Here is a 19542-nt window from a genome sequence, read left to right as displayed (position 1 = left end):
CTAGAGCAGATATAGACAATTCCGACAGGCTGGCCCATGCCCCGCGACACCGACGGCCCCTCCGTTCAGGGGCTTTTGAAGGACATTTTCGGCTTTGACGCCTTTCGCCCCGGACAGGGCGAGATCGTGGAGGCCGTTGCGGCGGGCGAGAACGTGCTGGCCATCATGCCGACGGGTGGCGGCAAGTCGCTGTGTTTCCAGTTGCCTGCGCTGGTGCGGCCCGGGGTGACGGTGGTGATCTCTCCGCTGATTGCGCTGATGCGGGACCAGGTGCGCGGTTTGCGGGAGGCCGGTGTTGCCGCCGGAGCGCTGACCTCGGGCAACACGCAGGACGAGACCGATGCGGTCTGGGACATGCTGCATGCCGGCGAACTGAAGCTATTGTACCTGGCGCCGGAGCGGCTGGCGAGCGCGGGCACACAGCGCATGCTGGCTCAGGCGGGCGTGTCGCTGATCGCCGTGGACGAGGCGCATTGCGTCAGCCAGTGGGGCCACGATTTCCGTCCCGACTACCTGCGGATCGGCGAATTGCGGCGCGCCCTTGGCGTGCCGCTGGCGGCGTTCACCGCGACGGCGGATGTCGAGACGCAGGAGGAGATGGTGAGCCGCCTGTTCGACGGCGCCGCGCCCAGGACCTTCCTGCGCGGTTTCGACCGGCCGAACATTCATCTGGCCTTCCAGCCTAAGGACGGGCCGCGGGCGCAGGTTCTGGCGTTCGGGGGCGCGCGGCGCGGGCAGTCGGGCATCGTCTACTGCGGGACGCGGGCCAAGACCGAGGGCATCGCCCGGGCGCTGCGCGAGGACGGCCATTCGGCCTGTCACTACCACGGCGGCATGGAGGCGGACGACCGACGCCATGTGGAGGAGCGCTTTGCCCGGGAGGACGGGTTGATCGTCTGCGCGACGGTGGCTTTCGGGATGGGTGTCGACAAGCCGGATATCCGTTGGGTGGCGCATGCGGATCTGCCGAAATCGATAGAGTCCTATTATCAGGAGATCGGGCGTGCCGGACGGGATGGGGCGCCGGCGGAGACGATGACGCTGTACGGGCCGGAGGACATCCGGCTGCGGCGCACGCAGATCGACGAGGGCATGGCCCCGCCGGAGCGGCGCGCGGCGGACCACGGGAGGCTGAACGCGCTTCTGGGGCTGGCGGAGGCGCTGGGGTGCCGGCGGCAGGCGCTGCTGGCGTATTTCGGCGAAACGGCCGAGCCTTGCGGCAACTGCGATCTGTGCGACACGCCGCCCGAGGTCTTCGACGGGACGGAGGCGGTGCGCAAAGCGCTGTCCGCCGCGCTCAGGACGCAGGAGAGTTTCGGCGCGGGGCACCTGATCGACATCCTGACGGGCCGCGACACCGACAAGGTCACGCAGCGCGGTCATGACAAGCTGCCGACCTTCGGCGTCGGCAAGGACCTGTCCAAAGGTCAGTGGCAAGCGGTGTTCCGGCAGATGATGGGCCGCGACCTGATCCGCCCGGATGCGGAGCGGCACGGCGCGCTGGTGATGACCGACCGGGCCTTGCCGATCCTGCGCGGCGAGGAGCGGGTTTCCCTGCGCAAGGACGTGCTGAGCAAGGCGGCGGACCGGCGTCCGGCGGTGAAGGCGCTGGTGTCTGAGGAACACGCGCCGATGTTCTCGGCGCTGAAGGCGAAGCGGACGGCTCTGGCGCGCGAGGCACAGGTGCCGCCCTACATGATCTTCCCGGACCGGACCCTGATCGAGATGGCGGAGAACCGGCCCGCCACGCTGGACCAGATGGCGGCGATCAACGGGGTTGGCGCGAAGAAGCTGGAGAGCTATGGGCGCGCCTTTCTTGAGGTGCTGACCGGTGCCGCCGAGGAGGTGCACCCCGTGCGATTGCGGGTTGCGGCGCGCGGGGCGGGGTCGGTCTACGATGCGCTGCTGGAATGCCAGGCGCGGCTGGTGCGGGGAGAGGACGGAACGGAGAAACCGCTGTCCTGCACGGCGTCGTCGCTTGCGAAACTGGCGGAGGCGCGTCCCGACAGCGAGGCCGGGATCGAACGTCTTCTGGGCGACAAGCGAGCGGAACGGTTCGGCGCCGCGTTTCTGGACGTGTTGCGCGCCGTGGACTAAGTGGCGATCCGGACGGCGACCTGGGGGATTTGACATGCTTGTGACGATATCACCGGCCAAGCGGCTGGACTGGACGGAGCGCTCGGTCGCGATGACCGAACCGAAGTTCGAGGCGGACGCGCAGCGGCTGGCGAAGACCGCGCGCAACCTGACGCTGCGCGATCTCAAGGGGTTGATGGACCTGTCGGACGACCTTGCGAAGCTGAACCGGGACCGGTTCCGCGCGTTCACCGACACGCCCGGGCCGGAAGATCTGAGGCCCGCCGCCCTCGCCTTTGCCGGCGATACCTACATGGGGCTGGAGGCCGGATCGCTCGATCCAGAGGAACTGGACTGGGCGCAGGACCACTTGCGGATCCTGTCCGGCCTTTACGGGGTGTTGCGGCCGCTCGACGGGATACAGGCCTACCGGCTGGAAATGGGATCGCGACTGAAGACGCGGCGCGGATCGAACCTTTACGATTACTGGCGGGACCAGATTGCGAAGAACCTGCGCGCCGAAGCCGAGGCGCTGGGCACCGACACGCTGGTGAATTGTGCCAGCCAGGAGTATTTCGGCGCGGTGCCGGAGAAGGCGCTTGGGCTGCGGGTCGTCACGCCGCAGTTCATGGAGATGAAGCCCGGCGGCCCGAAGATCGTCAGCTTCTTCGCCAAGCGGGCGCGGGGCGCCATGGCGCGTTTCATCGTCCAGCGGCGGCTGACCGATCCGGCGGGAATCGTCGATTTCGACCTTGGCGGCTATCGCTTCAGGCCAGACATGTCGGAACAGGACCGCCCGGTGTTCGTGCGCAGCGAAGACGCGGCAGCGGCCTGAACTGCCTGCCTACTCCGCCGCGTCGCGTGTGGCGCGGCGCGGCGCATAGGTGTCGATCATCGCGGCCAGTTCGGACTTGCGGAGCGGTTTGGTGAGGTAGTCCGTCAGCCCGGCCTCCAGGATGCTTTCCCGGTCGCCGTCCATGGCGTGGGCGGTGACGGCGACGATGGGCACAGGGGGGGCGCCGTCCTCCAGCCTGCGGATTTCGCGGGTGGCCTGCTTGCCGTCCATCCGGGGCATGGAAATGTCCATGAAGATCAGGTCGGGTCGCTGGTCGCGGAAGGCATCGACGGCCTCCACCCCGTTGTTGGCGAAGCGGAGGGCGACCGGGAAGTCCTTTGTCATCTTGCGCATGACAAGCTGGTTGGTCTTGTTGTCCTCCGCGACCAGAATGTCGAGCAGCGGCGGGGCGACCGTTTCTTGCTCGACCCGGAGCGGCGAGGCCGGGCGCGCGGACCGGGGCGGCATCTGGTGCACCTTTTCCAGCGCGTCGAAAAGCGCGCGGCGTGGCACGGGTCTTTGCAGGACGGCGAGGACGCTGTCGGCGATGCCTTCGGGCAGGTGGCTGGGGTGGTCGGCAAACAGGATCACCGGCAGGCCCGGGTGTCCGCGCTGAAGCTGCCGGGCCAGTTCGGCGCCGGTCATGTCGGGCAGATCGTTTTCCGCCATCAACAGGTCATGTGCGTCCGAAAATGCGTCGATCGCCTCGGACCCTGTGGTGCAGTAGGTGATTTCGAGCCCCAGCATGGCCAGTTGCTTGGTCAGGATGGAGCGGTTGGGGCCGTGGTCGTCCACCACCAGGATGCGTTTCAGGTGGCGGGGCAGTTGCGCCGTCTCGTAGGCCGGGTGTTCGTCGGTCCTGAGCATGATGCGCAGGCCGAAGAAGCTGCCCCGGCCCGGCTCGGACTCCACCCAGACCTCTCCGCCCATCAGCTCGACCAGGCGGCGGGTGATGGCCAGCCCCAGCCCGGTGCCTTCGAATTTGCGGTTACGCTCGTCCTCGACCTGGTTGAATTCGCCAAAGACGTGCTCGACCTTGTCGGCGGGGATGCCGATGCCGGTGTCCTCCACCGTGATGTGGACCGCGGTGCTTCCCCCGTCCTCCATCACGCCGACGACGCGGACCAGAACGTAGCCCTGTACGGTGAACTTTACCGCGTTGCCCACGAGGTTGGTGAGGATTTGCCGGACGCGGCCCGGGTCGCCGACGAAATGTGTGGGCAGGAACATGTCGTAGTCGACGAGCAGCGTGATGTCCTTGTCGCGCGCCGTGGGCTGGAGCAGCATCACGACATCGTGGATCGCACGCTCCAGATCGAATGGTTCGGGGTTCAGCACCAGCTTTTCGGCCTCGATCTTCGAATAGTCGAGGATGTCGTTGATGATGACCAGCAGTGCCTCTCCGGAGGAGCGGATGGTATCGGCGTAAAGCTTCTGCTCGTCGTTGAGTTCGGTTTCACGCAGGAGGTCGGCCATGCCGACGACGCCGTTCATCGGGGTCCTGATCTCGTGGCTCATGTTGGCGAGAAAGGCGGACTTGGCGCGATTGGCGGCCTCTGCCCGGATCGTCGCCTCTTTCAGGCGCTGCTGGTCTTCCTTGATCTGGGTGATGTCGACGCGCAGGCCGACGCGCCCGCCATCGGTGGTTTCCCGTTCGTAGATGCGGAGCCAGCGCCCGTCGTCCAGTTGCTGCTCATGTTCCAGCTCGGCGAAGCGGTGTTTGGTCAACCGGTCTTCCAGCCACTCCTCCTCCCGTCCGACCGCTTCGGCGTACTGGCCGTTTTTCAGACCGTAGCGCAGGATATCCTCGAAGGTGGTGCCGGGGACCATCGCGGGGGCGCTGGCCTTGTAGTAGTCGCGGTAGGGCTGGTTGCACATCAGCAGCCGGTCCTCGGCATCGTAGATCACGAAACCGTCTGGCAGTTCCTCAACCGCGGACCACATGCGCATCAGGTCGGTGATGTCGACCGTCAGAGAGACGATGCCGCCGTCGGGAAGGTGCCGTTCCCGGACCTTCACGAAACGCCCGTTCCACAGCCTGAGCGTCGTGTTCGGGATCGGGTCCTGTTCCCACCGGGCCAGCATCCTCAACTGCCAGCCTTTCGGGTCCTCGCCCTGCAGGTCGATCAGCCCTTCTTCGGCGAAGGTGGCCAGAATATCGGGATAGGGCACGCCCGGCGCGATGTGGTCGAGACCTTCGAAAACGGAGAGGTAGGCCGGGTTTGCCAGCTCAAGCCGCCGCTCTTCGTCGAACATCGCAAAGCCGTCGCGAATCGTCTCCATCGCGGACCAGAGCTGTTCGGTGACGACCTCGATCTTTTCCGTGGCCTGACCCAGCTCCTGCACCACGCGCTTGTGCTGGCTGCGGACCTCTGCCACCTCGTGCCGGGTTTCGCGGATTTCGTGGCTGAGCTTGAGGGCATGATCGCCAAGGCGCTTGTTCGCTTCGAACAGCTCCTTCTGTTTCAGCTCGAGCAGGCGTTCCGCGGCCAGACGCGCGCGCCTTTCTTCGGCCAGACGATCCGCCAGATCCATCCGTTGCCCTCCAGGTCCGCGGGCACTCTTGCCCGGTGGTGGTGAAGATCGGCTTAAGGCCATTGTGCCACGCGAGGGTGCGGGAAACCGGACCTGCAGAATCCTTGCCCCGCCCCCTGCGGCATGGCAGTCTGAATCCATTGAGACGAAAGGAGCTTTTGATGCGTCGTTTTGCTCTTGCCCTGATTCTGGGCATCTTCGCGGCACCCATGGTCCATGCCCAGGACGCGGTGCCCGACCGGCGTTTCGTCGTTTCCCGCGATATGGATTTCGCCGGGTCCGACCTTCAATCGCTCTTCGATACGACGCTGGATGCCTGTCAGAGGGTCTGTCTCAATACCGAAGGCTGCCGGGCCTTTACCTTCAACACGCGCAACAATTCCTGTTTCCCGAAGTCGGGCGTGACGAACACGTCGCCCTACGACGGCGCCATCTCGGCCCGGCTGGTCGAGGCCGACCCGGCAGTGCTGGAGCGTGGGCGCGCACGTTTCGGCGACCTGACCTTCCTGAGGCCGGCCGATTTCGCGCAGGCCCGCAACGAGGCAGAGGCGCTGGCCGTCCGCCACGGCGGCGGCAAGTACACGGTCGAGCAGCTTCTGGACGCCGCGCAAAGCTCGCGCACGGCGGGCAACCTGCGGGACGCGGTCCACTGGACGGGCGCCGCGCTGGCGCAGACCGATACGGCGGAGCTTTGGCTGCAGTACGGGCGTCTGTCGAACGACCTGGCGGCCACGCTGAACGGGTCCGACGAACGGCGCTACCGCACACGTGCCTGGCTGGCGGCGATCAACGCCTATCTGCGGGCAGAGGACGCGCCGCAGCAGATCGATGCGGCGAAGGACCTTGCCGCCCGCCTGGAACAGCAGAACCGCGGGCGCGACATGATCCCGGCGCTGCGTCTTGCGGAGCGGCTGGGTGCCGGGCCCGAGGTGACGGAGCTGCTGGATGTGGCCATCGGCAAGTACGGCTTCCGCATTGTCGAACACACAGTGGATTCCGACAGCGCCCAGCCCCGCATCTGCGCAGAGTTCAACCGGCCGCTGAAGCGCGCGGGTGTCGACTATTCCAACTACGTCCGCCTCGCCGATCCGCGTCTGGCGGTGACCGCCGACGACAGCCGGGTCTGCGTGACGGGGGTGGAGCACGGGTCGCGCCACACGGTGACCTTCCGCGCCGGGCTGCCCTCCGACGATGGCGAAGAGCTGGTGCGCGACGTTCCGATCACCGCCTACGTGCGCGACCGCTCGCCTGCCGTGACGTTCCCGGGCCGGTCCTACGTGCTGCCGCGCACCGCCGACGCGGGCCTGCCGGTGGAGACTGTGAACACCTCGGAACTCAAGCTGACGCTGCGCCGCGTGTCCGACCGCAACCTGATCCGTGCGATCCAGAACGATTATTTCGGGCAACCGCTGGGCCAGTACGACGAGGATTACTTTGCCCGAGAACTGGCAGAGGAGATCTGGACCGGCACCGGCGAGGTCCAGAACGAACTGAACCGTGACATGGTCACCCGTCTGCCGATGGGCGACGCCGTGGGCGATCTGCCCGCCGGGATCTACGCGCTGACCGCGCAGGTCCCCAGCGACATCGACGGCGAGGCCCGGGCGACGCAGTGGTTCCTGCTGTCCGACATCGGCCTGACGACGATGCAGGGCAACGACGGGCTGACGGTCTTTGCCCGCGACCTTGCCAACGCGGAGCCCATCGAAGGGCTGGAGGTCACGCTTCTGGCCCGCGCCAACCGCCCGCTGGAGGTCGCCACCACCGATGCAGAGGGCGTCGCACGCTTTGCGCCGGGGCTGCTGCGCGGCACGGACGGCTCTGCCCCGGCGTTGGTCATGGCGCAGCGCGACGAGGAGGACCTTGCCTTCCTGTCGCTGACCGACCCGGCGTTCGACCTGTCCGACCGCGGTGTCGAGGGGCGTGCCCCCGCCGGGCCGATCGACGCTTTCCTTGCGACCGACCGTGGCGCCTATCGCGCGGGCGAGGTCATCCATGTCACCACGCTGGTCCGCGATCCGGAGGCGCAGGCGCTGCCGGATGTGCCGCTGACCGCCGTGCTGCTGCGGCCCGACGGGGTGGAATATTCGCGCCACGTTTCGGACGGCGTCGGCGCGGGCGGGCACGTCTTCCGTCTGCCGCTGGCCGATGCCGTGCCGCGCGGCACCTGGCGGATCGAGGTCTTTGCCGACCCCGAGGGTGAGGCTCTGACATCCGAGACCGTGCTGGTCGAGGACTTCGTGCCGGAACGCATCGACTTTGATCTGGCGCTGCCGGAGGGGCCGATCAATCCGCTGTCGCCGCCCACGCTGTCGGTGGACGCGCGCTACCTGTTCGGGGCGCCCGGCGCCGACCTGCCCATCGAGGGCGAGCTGCGGCTGGCCACGCGCACCACGCTCGACGCCTTCCCGGGCTACCGGTTCGGGCGTCACGACGACGAGGCCGAGTACCGGACTGACAGTTTCCCGGCGGACCTGACGACCGACGGCGCGGGCAAGGCCGAACTGGCGCTGCCGCTGCCGGACATGGACCCGATGGGTCGCCCCATGGAGGCGCGTGTCACCCTGCGCATGTCCGAGATGTCGGGCCGTCCGGTGGAACGCCGCATCACGCGCCCGGTGGCTCCACCGACCGCGATGATCGGCATCAAGCCTACTGCGGAGGACTTCCCCGAGAACGCAGAGGCGAGGTTCCAGGTGATCGCGCTTGGCCCCGACCTTGAGCGGATGGAGATGGCCGTGTCGTGGACCGTCAACCGCGTCCGCACCCGCTATCAATGGTATCAGCAGTACGGATCCTGGTACTGGGAGCCGATGACCACGCGCACCACGGTCGCGCGCGGCGAGGGCCGCCTTGGCGCCGACCCGCTGGAGATCGCGGCGGACGTGAAATGGGGCCAGTACGAGGTGGTGGTAGAGCGCACGGATGGCGCCTATCTTGCCGCCTCCATGGGCTTTTCGGCGGGCTGGTACGCGCCCGCCAGCGCCGACGACACGCCGGACATGCTGGAAATGTCGCTGGACAGCGAAGCCTACCGGGAGGGCGAGACGGCGCAGCTGCGCATGGTCCCGCGCTACGCGGGCAAGGCGGTTGTGACAGTACTGTCGGATCGCGTCATCTCGATGCAGGAGGTCGAGGTCACGGAGGGCGAGAACCTGCTCGACCTGCCGGTAACGGAGGAATGGGGCGCGGGCGTCTATGTCACGGCGCAGGTGATCCGGCCGATGGACGTGGCGGCGGGGCAGAATCCGGCGCGGGCGCTTGGGCTGACCCATGCAGCCGTCGATCCGGGCGATATGAAGCTGGCGGTTTCCGTCGATGCCCCCGACGAAATCGCGCCGCGCGGGCCGCTGTCGGCCACGGTGAACATCGCCAATGTCGCAGACGGGGAAACGGCCTATGTCACGGTCGCTGCCGTCGACGTGGGTATCCTGAACCTGACCGCCTTCGACACGCCGGACCCGGCGGGCTACTACTTTGGCCAGCGCCGTCTGGGCGTCGAGATCCGCGATATCTATGGTCGGCTGATCGACGGGCTGGACGGGGCCATGGGCACCGTGCGCTCCGGCGGTGACGGCGCGGCGGGCATGGACCTGCAATCGCCGCCGCCGACAGAGGAACTGGTGGCCTTCTTCTCTGGCCCCGTCACGGTTCAGGACGGCAAGGCCGAGGTGTCCTTCGACATTCCCGACTTCAACGGCACTGTGCGGCTCATGGCGGTCGCATGGTCGGCCAGCGGTGTCGGCAGCGCGGAAAAGGACGTGTTCGTGCGCGATCCGGTGGTTGTCTCTGCCGCGATGCCGCGCTTCCTGACCCCCGGCGACGAGACTCGGCTGGCGCTTGAGTTCACCCATACGCGCGGTGCTGCGGGCGAGATGCCGCTGGAGATCACGGCCGGCGACGGCCTGACACTCGGCCCGGTCGCCACGACGATCACTCTGGCGGAGGGCGGCAAGACGACCTTCGAGGCGGCGCTGGGGGCGGTCGACGTGGGCGACCAGAAGATCACCGTCGCGCTGACCACGCCGGAGGGCGCGGTGCTGACCAAGACTCTGACGCTGGGGGTGCGGGCGAACGACCCCGCCGTGGGCGCAACACGACGTTTCCAGCTTGCCGCCGGGCAGACCTTCACGCTGGATCGCGAGATCTTCGCCAACCTTCGGCCGGAGAAGGCCTCGGCCCTGGTGTCCGCCGGTCCGCTGGCACGGTTCGATGCGCCGGGGCTTCTGGCTTCGCTCGACCAGTATCCCTACGGCTGCACCGAGCAGGTGACCTCCAAGGCGCTGCCTCTGCTCTACATGTCGTCGATTGCAGAGCCGCTGGGTCTGGGCAGCAAGGACCGTATCGACCTGCGAATCCAGCAGTCGATCACGCGGGTCCTGACGCGGCAGGCGCCGAACGGGGCGTTCGGTCTGTGGGGCGCGTATTCCGGTGACGAATGGCTGAACGCCTATGTGACCGACTTCCTCAGCCGGGCGCGGGCGGCGGGCTACACCGTGCCGGACATTGCCTTCCGCAACGCGCTGGACAACCTGAAGAACGAGATCGCCTATGCGGCGGATTTCGACGACGGGGGCGAGGACATCGCCTATGCCCTGATGGTGCTGGCGCGTGAGGGCGAGGCGGCCATGGGCGACCTGCGTTACTACGCCGACGAACGCGCCGACAACTTCGCCACGCCGCTGGCACAGGCCCAGCTTGGCGCGGCGCTGGCGGCCTACGGCGACCAGCCTCGTGCGGATTCAATGTTCTCGAAGGCGGCGGCACGGATCGCCTCCCAGCCGCCGGTCGAGGGGCAGGTGTATCGTGCCGACTATGGTTCGCGGCTGCGGGACACGGCGGGCGTGCTGTCGCTGGCGGTGGAGGCGCGGTCCGACAGCATCGACACAGGCGCCCTGACGACACGCATCGCGTCCTACGATAGGCCCATGTCCACGCAGGAACAGGCCTGGGCGCTGCTCGCGGCGCATGCCATGGTGCAGGACCCGACGGTTTCCGGCCTTGAGCTCGACGGCGCGCCGCTGGCAGGGCCGTTTGTGCGCCGGATCGCCGCGCAGGGCATGCAGCCGACCACGCTGAGGAATACCTCTGACACCCCGACCGACGTGACGCTCACGACACTGGGCGTGCCCGAAGGTGCGACGGAGGCGTCGGGCTACGGTTATACCATCGAGCGGGCCTATTTCACCATGGACGGTGACCCGGTGGGCGACATCGCGGTCGGCGACCGCATGGTGGCCGTGGTCACGGTGCGCCCTGCCGAGGACACGCGCGCACGGCTCATCATCGACGATCCGCTGCCTGCCGGGCTTGAAATCGACAACCCGTCGCTGATCCGTTCCGGCGATGTGCGCGGGCTCGACTGGCTGGAGACCTCGGACACGGAGTTCAGCGAGTTCCGGGCCGACCGCTTCATCGCTGCTGTCGACCAGCGCGACGAATCGCCGATCCGGCTGGCGTACATCCTGCGGGCGGTGTCGCCGGGGACGTTCCATCAGCCCGCCGCGCTGGTGGAGGACATGTATCGCCCCGAATACCGGGCGACGACGTCCTCCGGCAGCGTGTCGGTGGCCGAATGACCGGCACGACGGTCGCCACCGCCCATTGGCGTGCACTCGACCGGGAGGGCGAGGACAAGTGCCGCCTCGCCCGGCTGGACAGCGGCTGGATGCTGGTGGGCCATGCCCGGTTCCGGGACGGCACCGGCTGGGCCGCGCTGGATTACGTCGTGCGCATGGGCGAGGACTGGCGCACCCGCTCCGCCGACATCACAGGTGCCTATGCCGGCGACACCGTGGCGTGGAAGCTGCTGCGCAAGGATGGCGTCTGGAGCTTCAACGGAGAGGTGCAGGCGGGGCTGGACGGGGCCGAGGACGTGGACCTCAGCTTTACCCCCGCGACAAACCTGATGCCGCTGCGCCGTCTGCCGGAGGTGGGGCGCATCGACGTGACCGCCGCCTGGCTTCGGCTGCCAGGGCCGAACCTTGGCCCGCTGACGCAAAGCTACACGCGGGAACGCGGACATCTTGTGCGCTATACGGCACAGGAGACGGAGTACGAGACGCAGTTGCAGGTCGATGAGTACGGCTTCGTGACGCTGTATCCCGGCCTCTGGGAGCGCGAGGAAAATGCCTGAACGGCGCGGTCTCAGACGCCTGTCCGCTCTGGTCGTGGCGCTCTGGTGTGTGGGTTTTGCGGGCGACCGGCTGTCGGACTGGATCAACGCGACCGAAATCCCGCTGCTGGTGCACGCCACCTCGCCCGAGGTGCGCGACAGGAACGGAGACCTGCTGCGCGCCTACACCATCGACGACGGACGGTGGCGGATGACCGTCACGCCGGACCAGGTCGATCCGCTGTTCTACCGGATGTTGATCGCCTACGAGGACAAACGGTTCTTCACGCACAACGGTGTCGATCTGCAAGCGGCGGCGCGGGCCGTGGCGCAGGGGCTGCGGCACGGGCGCGTGGTCTCCGGTGCCTCGACCCTGACAATGCAGGTGGCCCGCCTTTTGGAGGACGGCACCACCGGCCAGTGGCAAGGCAAGGTGCGGCAGATGCGTCTGGCGCTGGCTTTGGAGAAGCGGCTGACCAAGGACGAGATCCTTGCGCTTTATACCCTGCTCGCGCCCTATGGCGGCAACGTCGAAGGGCTGCGCGCGGCGTCTCTGATCTGGCTCGGCAAGGAGCCGCGCCGCCTGACGCCCGCAGAGGCTGCGCTGCTGGTCGCCCTGCCGCAGGCCCCCGAAAGCCGCAGGCCCGACCGCCATCCCGAAGCCGCCCGCGAAGCGCGCAACCGTGTCATGGTTCGCATGGCGGAAGCCGGTGTGATCCCGATGTCGGCGGCACGGTCCGATGCGCTGGACCCGTCGCCCAGGGGCCGTTTCCCGATGCCGCAGCTTGCGCCGCACATGGCCGACCGCGCCGTGGCAGAGGCGCCGGGGCGCCACGATCTGACGCTGGATGCCGACCTGCAGCGCAGCCTCGAAGACCTCGCGCGGCGTCACATGGCCCGGCTCGATCCACGCCTGTCCATGGCCATCGTGCTGGCGGATCACGAAAGCGGCGAGGTTCTGGCCTCTGTCGGGTCGCCCGACTACGCGGGCACGCTGAACCAGGGTTTCGTCGATATGACGACGGCGCAGCGTTCGCCCGGCTCGACGTTGAAGCCGCTGGTCTACGCGCTGGCGTTCGACCGCGGGCTGGCGCATCCGGAGACGCTGATCCTCGACACGCCGGTGCATTTCGGCACCTACGCGCCGCAGAACTTCGACGGAGAATACCGGGGCGAACTGACGGTACGGCGCGCGCTGCAACTGTCGCTGAACATCCCCGTGGTCCGGCTGACAGAGGCCCTGGGACCGGCCCACCTTATGGCGGCGCTGCAGGGCGCGGGGCTGAAACCGGCGTTGCAGGGCGGCACGCCGGGACTGGCTCTGTCCTTGGGCGGGGTCGGTCTGACGCTGGAGGAAATGGTCCAGCTGTACGCCGCGCTGGCCCACGGCGGAGAAGCGCGCCCGCTGCGCTGGAAAGCGTCGACAGCGGAAGAGGCCACGCCCCGCAGGCTGGTTTCGCGCGCGTCGGCCTGGCAGGTGGGACACATCCTTGCCGGGATCACGCCGCCCTCCGCCGCCGGGCCGAAGGGGCGGATCGCGTGGAAGACCGGCACGTCCTACGGGCACCGGGACGCCTGGGCACTGGGTTGGGACGGGCGCTATATCGCCGGTGTCTGGATCGGGCGGCCGGACGGTACGCCGGTGCCCGGCGCATTTGGTGCCGGACTGGCGGCCCCCGTACTGTTCGAGGCGCTGGGACGGGTCAGTGCGCGCCCTGTTCCGCTGCCCGCGCCGCCGCCCGAGACGCTGATGATCTCGAACGCACAACTGCCCGCGAACCTGCAGCGTTTCGGTCCGAGGGCGGAAACCGTCGCACTGCAGGTGACCTTCCCGCCCGACGGTGCGACGCTGGCGGTATCCCCATCCGGCGTGCCGCTCAAGCTGCGCGGCGGCACCCCACCCTACACGGTGCTGGCCGATGGTGCGGTGCTGGCGACGGGCCTTCGTCGGCCGGAACTGCTTGCACCGATCTCAGGCCCGGGCTTCACCACGCTGTCGGTGATCGATGCGCGCGGGCAGTCCGGGCGGACGACGATCGAACTTCGCTGAGGCGCTTTGCGCTTTGCGAGGGCATCAATCGCCCTTGTTCCCGGCCTTCACGCTGATGAACCACGTCAGCGCCGCGATCACGGCGGCGATGCCCACGCCCAGACCCATCAGGTCGCGCGCGCCGTCCCACGCCACGGCCTGACCGAGGAAAACCACCGCAAGCACCACGATCACCACCGACAGAAGCTTGTTCTTCAGGTCGTCCAGCGTGCGGATTTTCAGCCACTCCGGCAGGCGCACGTCGGTGTTGATGAACAGCGAATACAGCCCGACGGAGATGATGTAGAACACTGTCCCCATGAGAAAGAGGTCGATGATCTCGATGAATTCCAGCGCCATCTCCTTGGCGCCCTTGCGGGTGACCTCGGCCTTCTCGATCAGTGAGATCACCAGCTTGCCGCCTTCCAGAAAGCCGTAGACCAGCAGGCAGACGGCGGCGACAAGCGCGCCCACGACCGCGATCATCACGAGATACCGGGCATTTCCGAGCACTGGCTTCATGAATGCGCTCCTCGCCGATGTAGGGTGGAGTTTCACTCCACCCCCTTCTTGTTTCAGATCCGCTCGATGGCGAGGGCGATACCCTGTCCGCCGCCGATGCACATGGTGATCAGCGCCTTTGAGCCGCCGATGCGCTCCAGTTCATAAAGCGCCTTCACCGTGATGATCGCGCCCGTCGCGCCGACCGGGTGGCCAAGGGCGATGGCGCCGCCGTTGGGGTTCACTTTCGCCGGGTCGAGGCCGAGGCTCTTGTTCACCGCAAGCGCCTGCGCCGCGAAGGCCTCGTTCGACTCGATCACGTCGAAGTCGTCCGCCGTCTGGCCGGTGCGCTTCAGCAGCGCCTCGACTGCGGGGACGGGACCGATGCCCATGACCTCCGGACGGACACCGGCGTGGGCGTAGCCCAGCACGCGCGCCCTGGGCTTTAGCCCGGCCTTCTCGGCTGCGTCGGCACGGGCCACGACCAGCGCCGCCGCGCCGTCGTTGATGCCCGAGGCGTTGCCCGCCGTCACTGAACCGTCCTTCTTGAATGCCGGGCGCAGTCCTGCCAGCACCTCAAGGCTGGTGGCCTTCGGGTGTTCGTCGGTCGCGAAGCTGACCGTGTCGCGCTTGACCTTCACCTCGACCGGTACGATCTGGCTGTCGAAATACCCGGCCTCGATGGCGGCGGCGGCACGCTTCTGGCTTTCGAAGGCGAAGGCGTCCTGCTCCTCCCGGCTGACGGAATGCTCGGCCGAGACGTTTTCGGCCGTGACGCCCATGTGCCCGGTCCCGAAGGGGCAGTTCAGCGCGCCCAGCATCATGTCGAGCGTGCGGATGTCGCCCATCTTTGCGCCCCAGCGCTGGTCCGGCACGATGTAGGGCGACCGCGACATCGCCTCTGCACCGCCGACAAGGGCGAAGTCCGCGTCGTCCAGCGCCAGCGACTGTACTCCGGACACGATGGCCTGCGCGCCCGAGCCGCACAGGCGGTTCACGTTCATCGCCGGCACGGTGTCCGGGATGCCCGCCTGCATCGCCGCGACGCGGCTGAGGTACATGTCGCGGGGTTCGGTGTTGATGACGTGGCCGAACACGACGGTGCCGATCTGGCCACCTTCGACGCCGGCGCGGTCCAGCGCCGCCTTGGCGACCGCCGTGGCGGTGTCGATCGGGGCGACGCCCGACAGGCTGCCGCCGAAGGTGCCGATAGCGGTGCGCGCACCACCAAGGATAACGATGTCTTCCATGATAATCTCCCCTCTGCTTTTGCGACTATGCGCAGCCCGGGGGGAGGATGTCAGCCGCGACGTTTCGTCGTTCCGGATTTCCCTAGTGACGCCGATGGTTCACGGGCGGGGAGGGGGGCATGGCTGTCGTCTTTCCCCTGATCAGCCGCGCCAGTTCCTGCCAGATCGAGCGCCGTCCCGATGAGGAAAGGCCGCGGGGCGCCACACTCGGACCGTTGCCCGCCACGTCGCGGCGGGCTGGTCCGGACTGTGGCGCCGGGTGCCGGTTGTTTCTGAAATCGTCGAAGCGGGGCATGCCCCATAGATGGAGCAGTGCTTCTTAAAGTCACGTTAGTCCGCGCCGGCCATCAGGGTCTTGTCCGCCGCTTCCGGCCTGTCATTCAGCACGCGCACTTCCCGCTGTGGGAACGGGATCGAGATTCCGTTCTCCTGGAAGGCGTCCCAGAGAGCGAGATATACATTGCCCCGGATGTTGGTCAGGCCCCCCGTGGGGTCGGTGATCCAGAAGCGCAGGATGAAATCGACGGACGAATCGCCAAACCCCACGACATGGCAGACCGGCGGCTTGAATGTCAGCACGCGTTCCACGCCCTTGGCCGCCTCGATCGCGATCTTGCGGACCTTGTGCGGGTCGTCGTGGTAGGATGTGCCGAAGTAGATATCCAGTCGGACAAAGTCGTTGGAATGCGACCAGTTCACCACCTGACCGGTGATGAGGTCCTCGTTCGGGATCAGGTATTCCTTTCCGTCCCGCGTGACGACGCTGACATACCGCGCGCCCAGCGACTCGATCCAGCCGAACGTTTCGCCCAGGCTGATGACGTCGCCCGGCTTGATCGACTTGTCGAGCAGGATGATGATCCCCGACACGAGATTCGAGACCACCTTTTGCAGGCCGAAGCCCAGGCCCACGCCGATGGCGCCGGACAGCACCGCAAGACCGGTCAGATCGACGCCCACCGATTTCAGCGCGATGAAGAACGCGGACCCGAACAGAACCACCTGAAGGACCTTCACCGCCAGCACCTGCATGGAGGGGCTGATGTCCTTGTTGCGCTGGATCGAGGCCGCCGAGGCCCCGGTCATCATGCGCGCCAGCGCAAGCATGATGGCCATGACGACGATGGCTTTCAGGATCAGCCAGACCGACAGCCGGGTCTCGCCGATGGTCACAGCCAAGGATTCCAGCGTCGCTTGCGTCTCGTCCGTCCAGCCCAGGATCGACAGCGTTGCCCAGGTCCAGGCGCCATAGCGCACCACGACGCCCAGCGCGGGGTTGGCGATCATGCGCGTTGCGAAGGCGATGAAGAGCCATGCGGTCGACAGGTTCGCAACGACCCGCAGCAGCACCGTGCGCGAGTTCCACGTGAGCTCCTTCATCACGAGGTAGACGACCCATATCATCGCCACGAAGAGGATCATCCGCATCCGGCGCTGGACGATCAGGCCGATGCGCAAGCGCCACTTCGGCCAGTTGTCCCGGGCTCTGAGCCATTCCGCGTATCGTGGCTGAAGCGCTGCACGCAACGTCCAGGCCAGCAGGAAAAGGCCGACCACGATGGCGATCTGGTAGATGGTCCATGGACGCATCGCTTCTCGCATCAGCATCGCGCCTTCGGACGACAGGAACTCCCAGAACCCGCGAATGGCTTCGGGGTCGATGGGCAGTGTCTCTTGTGGGTCCATTCGGGCCTTCCGTCCTCTGCGTCCGAACCTGGGAGCTCAGTCTATTGCAACGGGGCCATCGCGCAAGCCTGCGGGTGATCGGCCGAAATGCGGTGAACCCTTGATAGACTCGGTCGCAGGCTGTATCTCCCGGCCATGGCAAGACTGCTCAACCTCGGAGACCGCGCCCGTCTGCGCGAACGTTTCTTCGGCGCGACCCACACGGTGCTCGCCCGCCTATCCGTGTGATCCTGCGCGTGGCACCGCCCGCGCATCTGCCATCCTGTTACACCCATGCATCATCACGGGAGAGGACCTATGTCCCCCAAGACACTCTATGACAAGATCTGGGATGCCCATGTCGTCAGCGAAGACGCCGATGGCACCTGCCTCCTTTATATCGACCGCCACCTCGTGCACGAGGTCACCTCGCCGCAGGCTTTCGAAGGCCTGCGCATGGCGAACCGCACTGTGCGGGCGCCCGACAAGACCATCGCCGTGCCGGACCACAACGTGCCGACGACCGCCGGACGCGAAGACCCGAAGAACATGACCGAGGACAGCGCCATCCAAGTGGCCGCGCTGGACAAGAACGCGAAGGACTTCGGCATCCACTACTATCCGGTAAGCGATATCCGTCAGGGCATCGTACACATCGTCGGCCCGGAAAACGGCTGGACGCTGCCGGGCATGACCGTGGTCTGCGGTGACAGCCACACCGCGACCCATGGTGCATTCGGCGCGCTGGCGCATGGCATCGGCACGTCCGAGGTGGAGCACGTGCTGGCCACCCAGACGCTGATCCAGAAGAAGTCCAAGAACATGAAGGTCGAGATCACCGGCAAGCTGCGCCCGGGTGTGACCGCGAAGGACATCACACTGTCCGTCATCGGCGCCACCGGCACAGCGGGCGGCACGGGCTACGTGATCGAGTACTGTGGCGAGGCGATCCGCGACCTGTCCATGGAAGGCCGCATGACCGTCTGCAACATGGCCATCGAGGGCGGCGCCCGCGCCGGACTGATCGCGCCGGACGAGAAGACCTTCGAATACGTGAAGGGCCGTGCCCACGCGCCAAAGGGCGCCCAGTACGAAGCCGCGCTGAACTGGTGGAAGACGCTTTATTCCGACGACGACGCCCATTGGGACAAGGTCGTGACGATCAAGGGCGAGGAAATCGAACCGGTCGTGACCTGGGGCACCTCGCCCGAGGACGTGCTGCCGATTTCCGCCGTCGTGCCCGCGCCCGAGGACTTCAAGGGCGGCAAGGTCGAGGCGGCCAAGCGCGCCATCGAGTACATGGGCCTGACACCGGGGCAGAAGCTGACCGACATTGAAATCGACACCGTCTTCATCGGCTCCTGCACCAATGGCCGTATCGAAGACCTGCGCGCCGCCGCGCAGATCGTCGATGGCAAGAAGATCAAGGTCGGCCGCGCAATGGTCGTTCCGGGGTCGGGCCTCGTGCGGGCGCAGGCCGAGGAAGAGGGGCTGGACAAGATCTTTACCGATGCCGGTTTCGAATGGCGCCTTGCGGGCTGCTCCATGTGCTTGGCGATGAACCCCGATCAGCTGTCCGAAGGGGAGCGTTGCGCGTCCACCTCGAACCGCAACTTCGAGGGCCGTCAGGGCTACAAGGGCCGCACCCACCTCGTGTCGCCCGCCATGGCCGCCGCCGCCGCGCTCACCGGTCGCCTGACCGACGTGCGCGAAATGATGACCGAAGACGCATAAGGACGCCGGATATGGAAAAGTTCGAAAAACTCACCGGGATCGCGGCGCCCATGCCGCTGGTCAATATCGACACTGACATGATCATCCCGAAGGTCTTCCTGAAGACGATCAAGCGGTCCGGCCTTGGCGTGAACCTCTTCGATGAGATGCGCTATGACCGGCAGGGCAACGAGATCCCCGATTTCGTGCTGAACCAGCCGCAGTACCGCGAGGCGGAGATCCTCGTCGCGGGCGACAACTTCGGCTGCGGGTCTTCGCGCGAACATGCGCCTTGGGCGCTGAAGGACTTCGGCATCAAGTCGGTCATCTCGACCTCCTTCGCCGACATCTTCTACAACAACTGCTTCAAGAACGGCATCCTGCCCATCGTGCTGCCGCAAGAAGCCGTCGATGTGCTGATGAAGGATGCCGAAAAGGGCTCCAACGCGCGGATGATTGTCGACCTGGAAAACCAGACCGTGTCGTCCTCGGAAGGAGAGACCTTCTCGTTCGAGATCGACTCCTTCAAGAAGCACTGCCTGCTGGAAGGTCTCGACGACATCGGCCTGTCGCTTGAGAAGGCCCCGGCCATCGACAGCTTCGAGTCGAAGATGGCGCAGGAACGTCCCTGGGTCTGACACCCATTTCCGAGGGCCCGCCCCACCGGCGGGCCCTTTTTGCCGCTTTCGGTCCCGGGGCCTTGCCACGGGACGTTGAAGGCCCCGTTGCCCCCAACATAATCCGCGCGCTTTCGGCGCTGTCCTCTCTCGTTCCGATCGTCGGAGGGGGGGCTTGTCACGCTTGCGGTATCGACCACCGTGCC

12 protein-coding genes are annotated in these 19542 nt (G+C 66.8%); 8 read left to right on the top strand and 4 right to left on the bottom strand.

Annotated features, from left to right (window positions below; genetic code table 11):
* Nucleotides 1-36: 36 nt before the first annotated feature.
* Both recQ and yaaA read left to right on the top strand, forming a co-directional pair.
* Nucleotides 37-2097: a DNA helicase RecQ gene (recQ, locus tag ABFK29_RS01060; RefSeq protein ID WP_005858352.1), complete on the top strand. Its 2061-nt coding sequence runs from the start codon at nt 37-39 to the stop codon at nt 2095-2097.
* 34 nt (nt 2098-2131) lie between these two features.
* Entirely contained in the window at nt 2132-2911 is a 780-nt protein-coding gene (yaaA, locus tag ABFK29_RS01055) for a peroxide stress protein YaaA (RefSeq protein WP_005858351.1), read from the top strand.
* Between the two features lie 9 nt (nt 2912-2920).
* Here the strand turns inward: yaaA and ABFK29_RS01050 are convergent, their stop codons facing one another.
* On the bottom strand, nt 2921-5446 hold the full coding sequence (locus ABFK29_RS01050; protein ID WP_005858350.1) for a hybrid sensor histidine kinase/response regulator: 2526 nt from the start codon (nt 5444-5446) through the stop codon (nt 2921-2923).
* A gap of 161 nt (nt 5447-5607) precedes the next feature.
* Here ABFK29_RS01050 and ABFK29_RS01045 point away from each other — a divergent pair, with 161 nt between their 5' ends.
* Genes ABFK29_RS01045 through pbpC form a run of 3 tightly spaced genes read left to right on the top strand, consistent with a single transcriptional unit; the run spans nt 5608 to nt 13611 of the window.
* Entirely contained in the window at nt 5608-11025 is a 5418-nt protein-coding gene (locus tag ABFK29_RS01045; protein WP_005858349.1) for an alpha-2-macroglobulin family protein, read from the top strand.
* The gene (locus ABFK29_RS01040; protein WP_005858348.1) at nt 11022-11582 is read left to right on the top strand and encodes a putative glycolipid-binding domain-containing protein; all 561 of its coding nucleotides are present in this window, start codon (nt 11022-11024) and stop codon (nt 11580-11582) included. The genes ABFK29_RS01045 and ABFK29_RS01040 overlap by 4 nt, the downstream gene beginning before the upstream one ends.
* Nucleotides 11575-13611, top strand: coding sequence for a penicillin-binding protein 1C (gene pbpC, locus ABFK29_RS01035; RefSeq protein ID WP_005858347.1), 2037 nt, complete (start codon nt 11575-11577; stop codon nt 13609-13611). Before ABFK29_RS01040 ends, pbpC begins: the two co-directional genes overlap by 8 nt.
* Nucleotides 13612-13635: 24 nt before the next feature.
* On the opposite strand, the gene ABFK29_RS01030 is transcribed toward pbpC, so the two are convergent.
* The 3 genes from ABFK29_RS01030 to ABFK29_RS01020 all read right to left on the bottom strand — a co-directional run bounded on the left by ABFK29_RS01030 (nt 13636) and on the right by ABFK29_RS01020 (nt 17027).
* Complete coding sequence (locus ABFK29_RS01030) at nt 13636-14112, bottom strand: YqhA family protein (RefSeq protein ID WP_040604469.1); 477 nt, start codon at nt 14110-14112, stop codon at nt 13636-13638.
* 53 nt (nt 14113-14165) lie between these two features.
* Nucleotides 14166-15341, bottom strand: coding sequence for an acetyl-CoA C-acyltransferase family protein (locus ABFK29_RS01025; RefSeq protein ID WP_005858345.1), 1176 nt, complete (start codon nt 15339-15341; stop codon nt 14166-14168).
* 330 nt (nt 15342-15671) lie between these two features.
* Nucleotides 15672-17027 carry a mechanosensitive ion channel family protein gene (locus ABFK29_RS01020; protein WP_005858344.1) on the bottom strand — a complete coding sequence of 452 codons (1356 nt, stop codon included), beginning with the start codon at nt 17025-17027 and terminating at the stop codon, nt 15672-15674.
* 135 nt (nt 17028-17162) lie between these two features.
* Here ABFK29_RS01020 and ABFK29_RS01015 point away from each other — a divergent pair, with 135 nt between their 5' ends.
* The 3 genes from ABFK29_RS01015 (at nt 17163) to leuD (ending at nt 19357) form a co-directional block, all read left to right on the top strand.
* On the top strand, nt 17163-17255 hold the full coding sequence (locus ABFK29_RS01015) for an isopropylmalate isomerase (protein ID WP_100928592.1): 93 nt from the start codon (nt 17163-17165) through the stop codon (nt 17253-17255).
* Nucleotides 17256-17324: 69 nt separating this feature from the next.
* The gene (gene leuC / locus ABFK29_RS01010) at nt 17325-18740 is read left to right on the top strand and encodes a 3-isopropylmalate dehydratase large subunit (RefSeq protein ID WP_005858343.1); all 1416 of its coding nucleotides are present in this window, start codon (nt 17325-17327) and stop codon (nt 18738-18740) included.
* Between the two features lie 11 nt (nt 18741-18751).
* Nucleotides 18752-19357: a 3-isopropylmalate dehydratase small subunit gene (leuD, locus tag ABFK29_RS01005; protein WP_005858342.1), complete on the top strand. Its 606-nt coding sequence runs from the start codon at nt 18752-18754 to the stop codon at nt 19355-19357.
* Nucleotides 19358-19542: the final 185 nt, after the last annotated feature.

Origin of the sequence: Sagittula stellata E-37 (assembly GCF_039724765.1) — a bacterium.
In the GTDB taxonomy this organism is placed as follows: domain Bacteria; phylum Pseudomonadota; class Alphaproteobacteria; order Rhodobacterales; family Rhodobacteraceae; genus Sagittula; species Sagittula stellata.
This window is presented reverse-complemented; position numbering and strand designations above follow the sequence as displayed.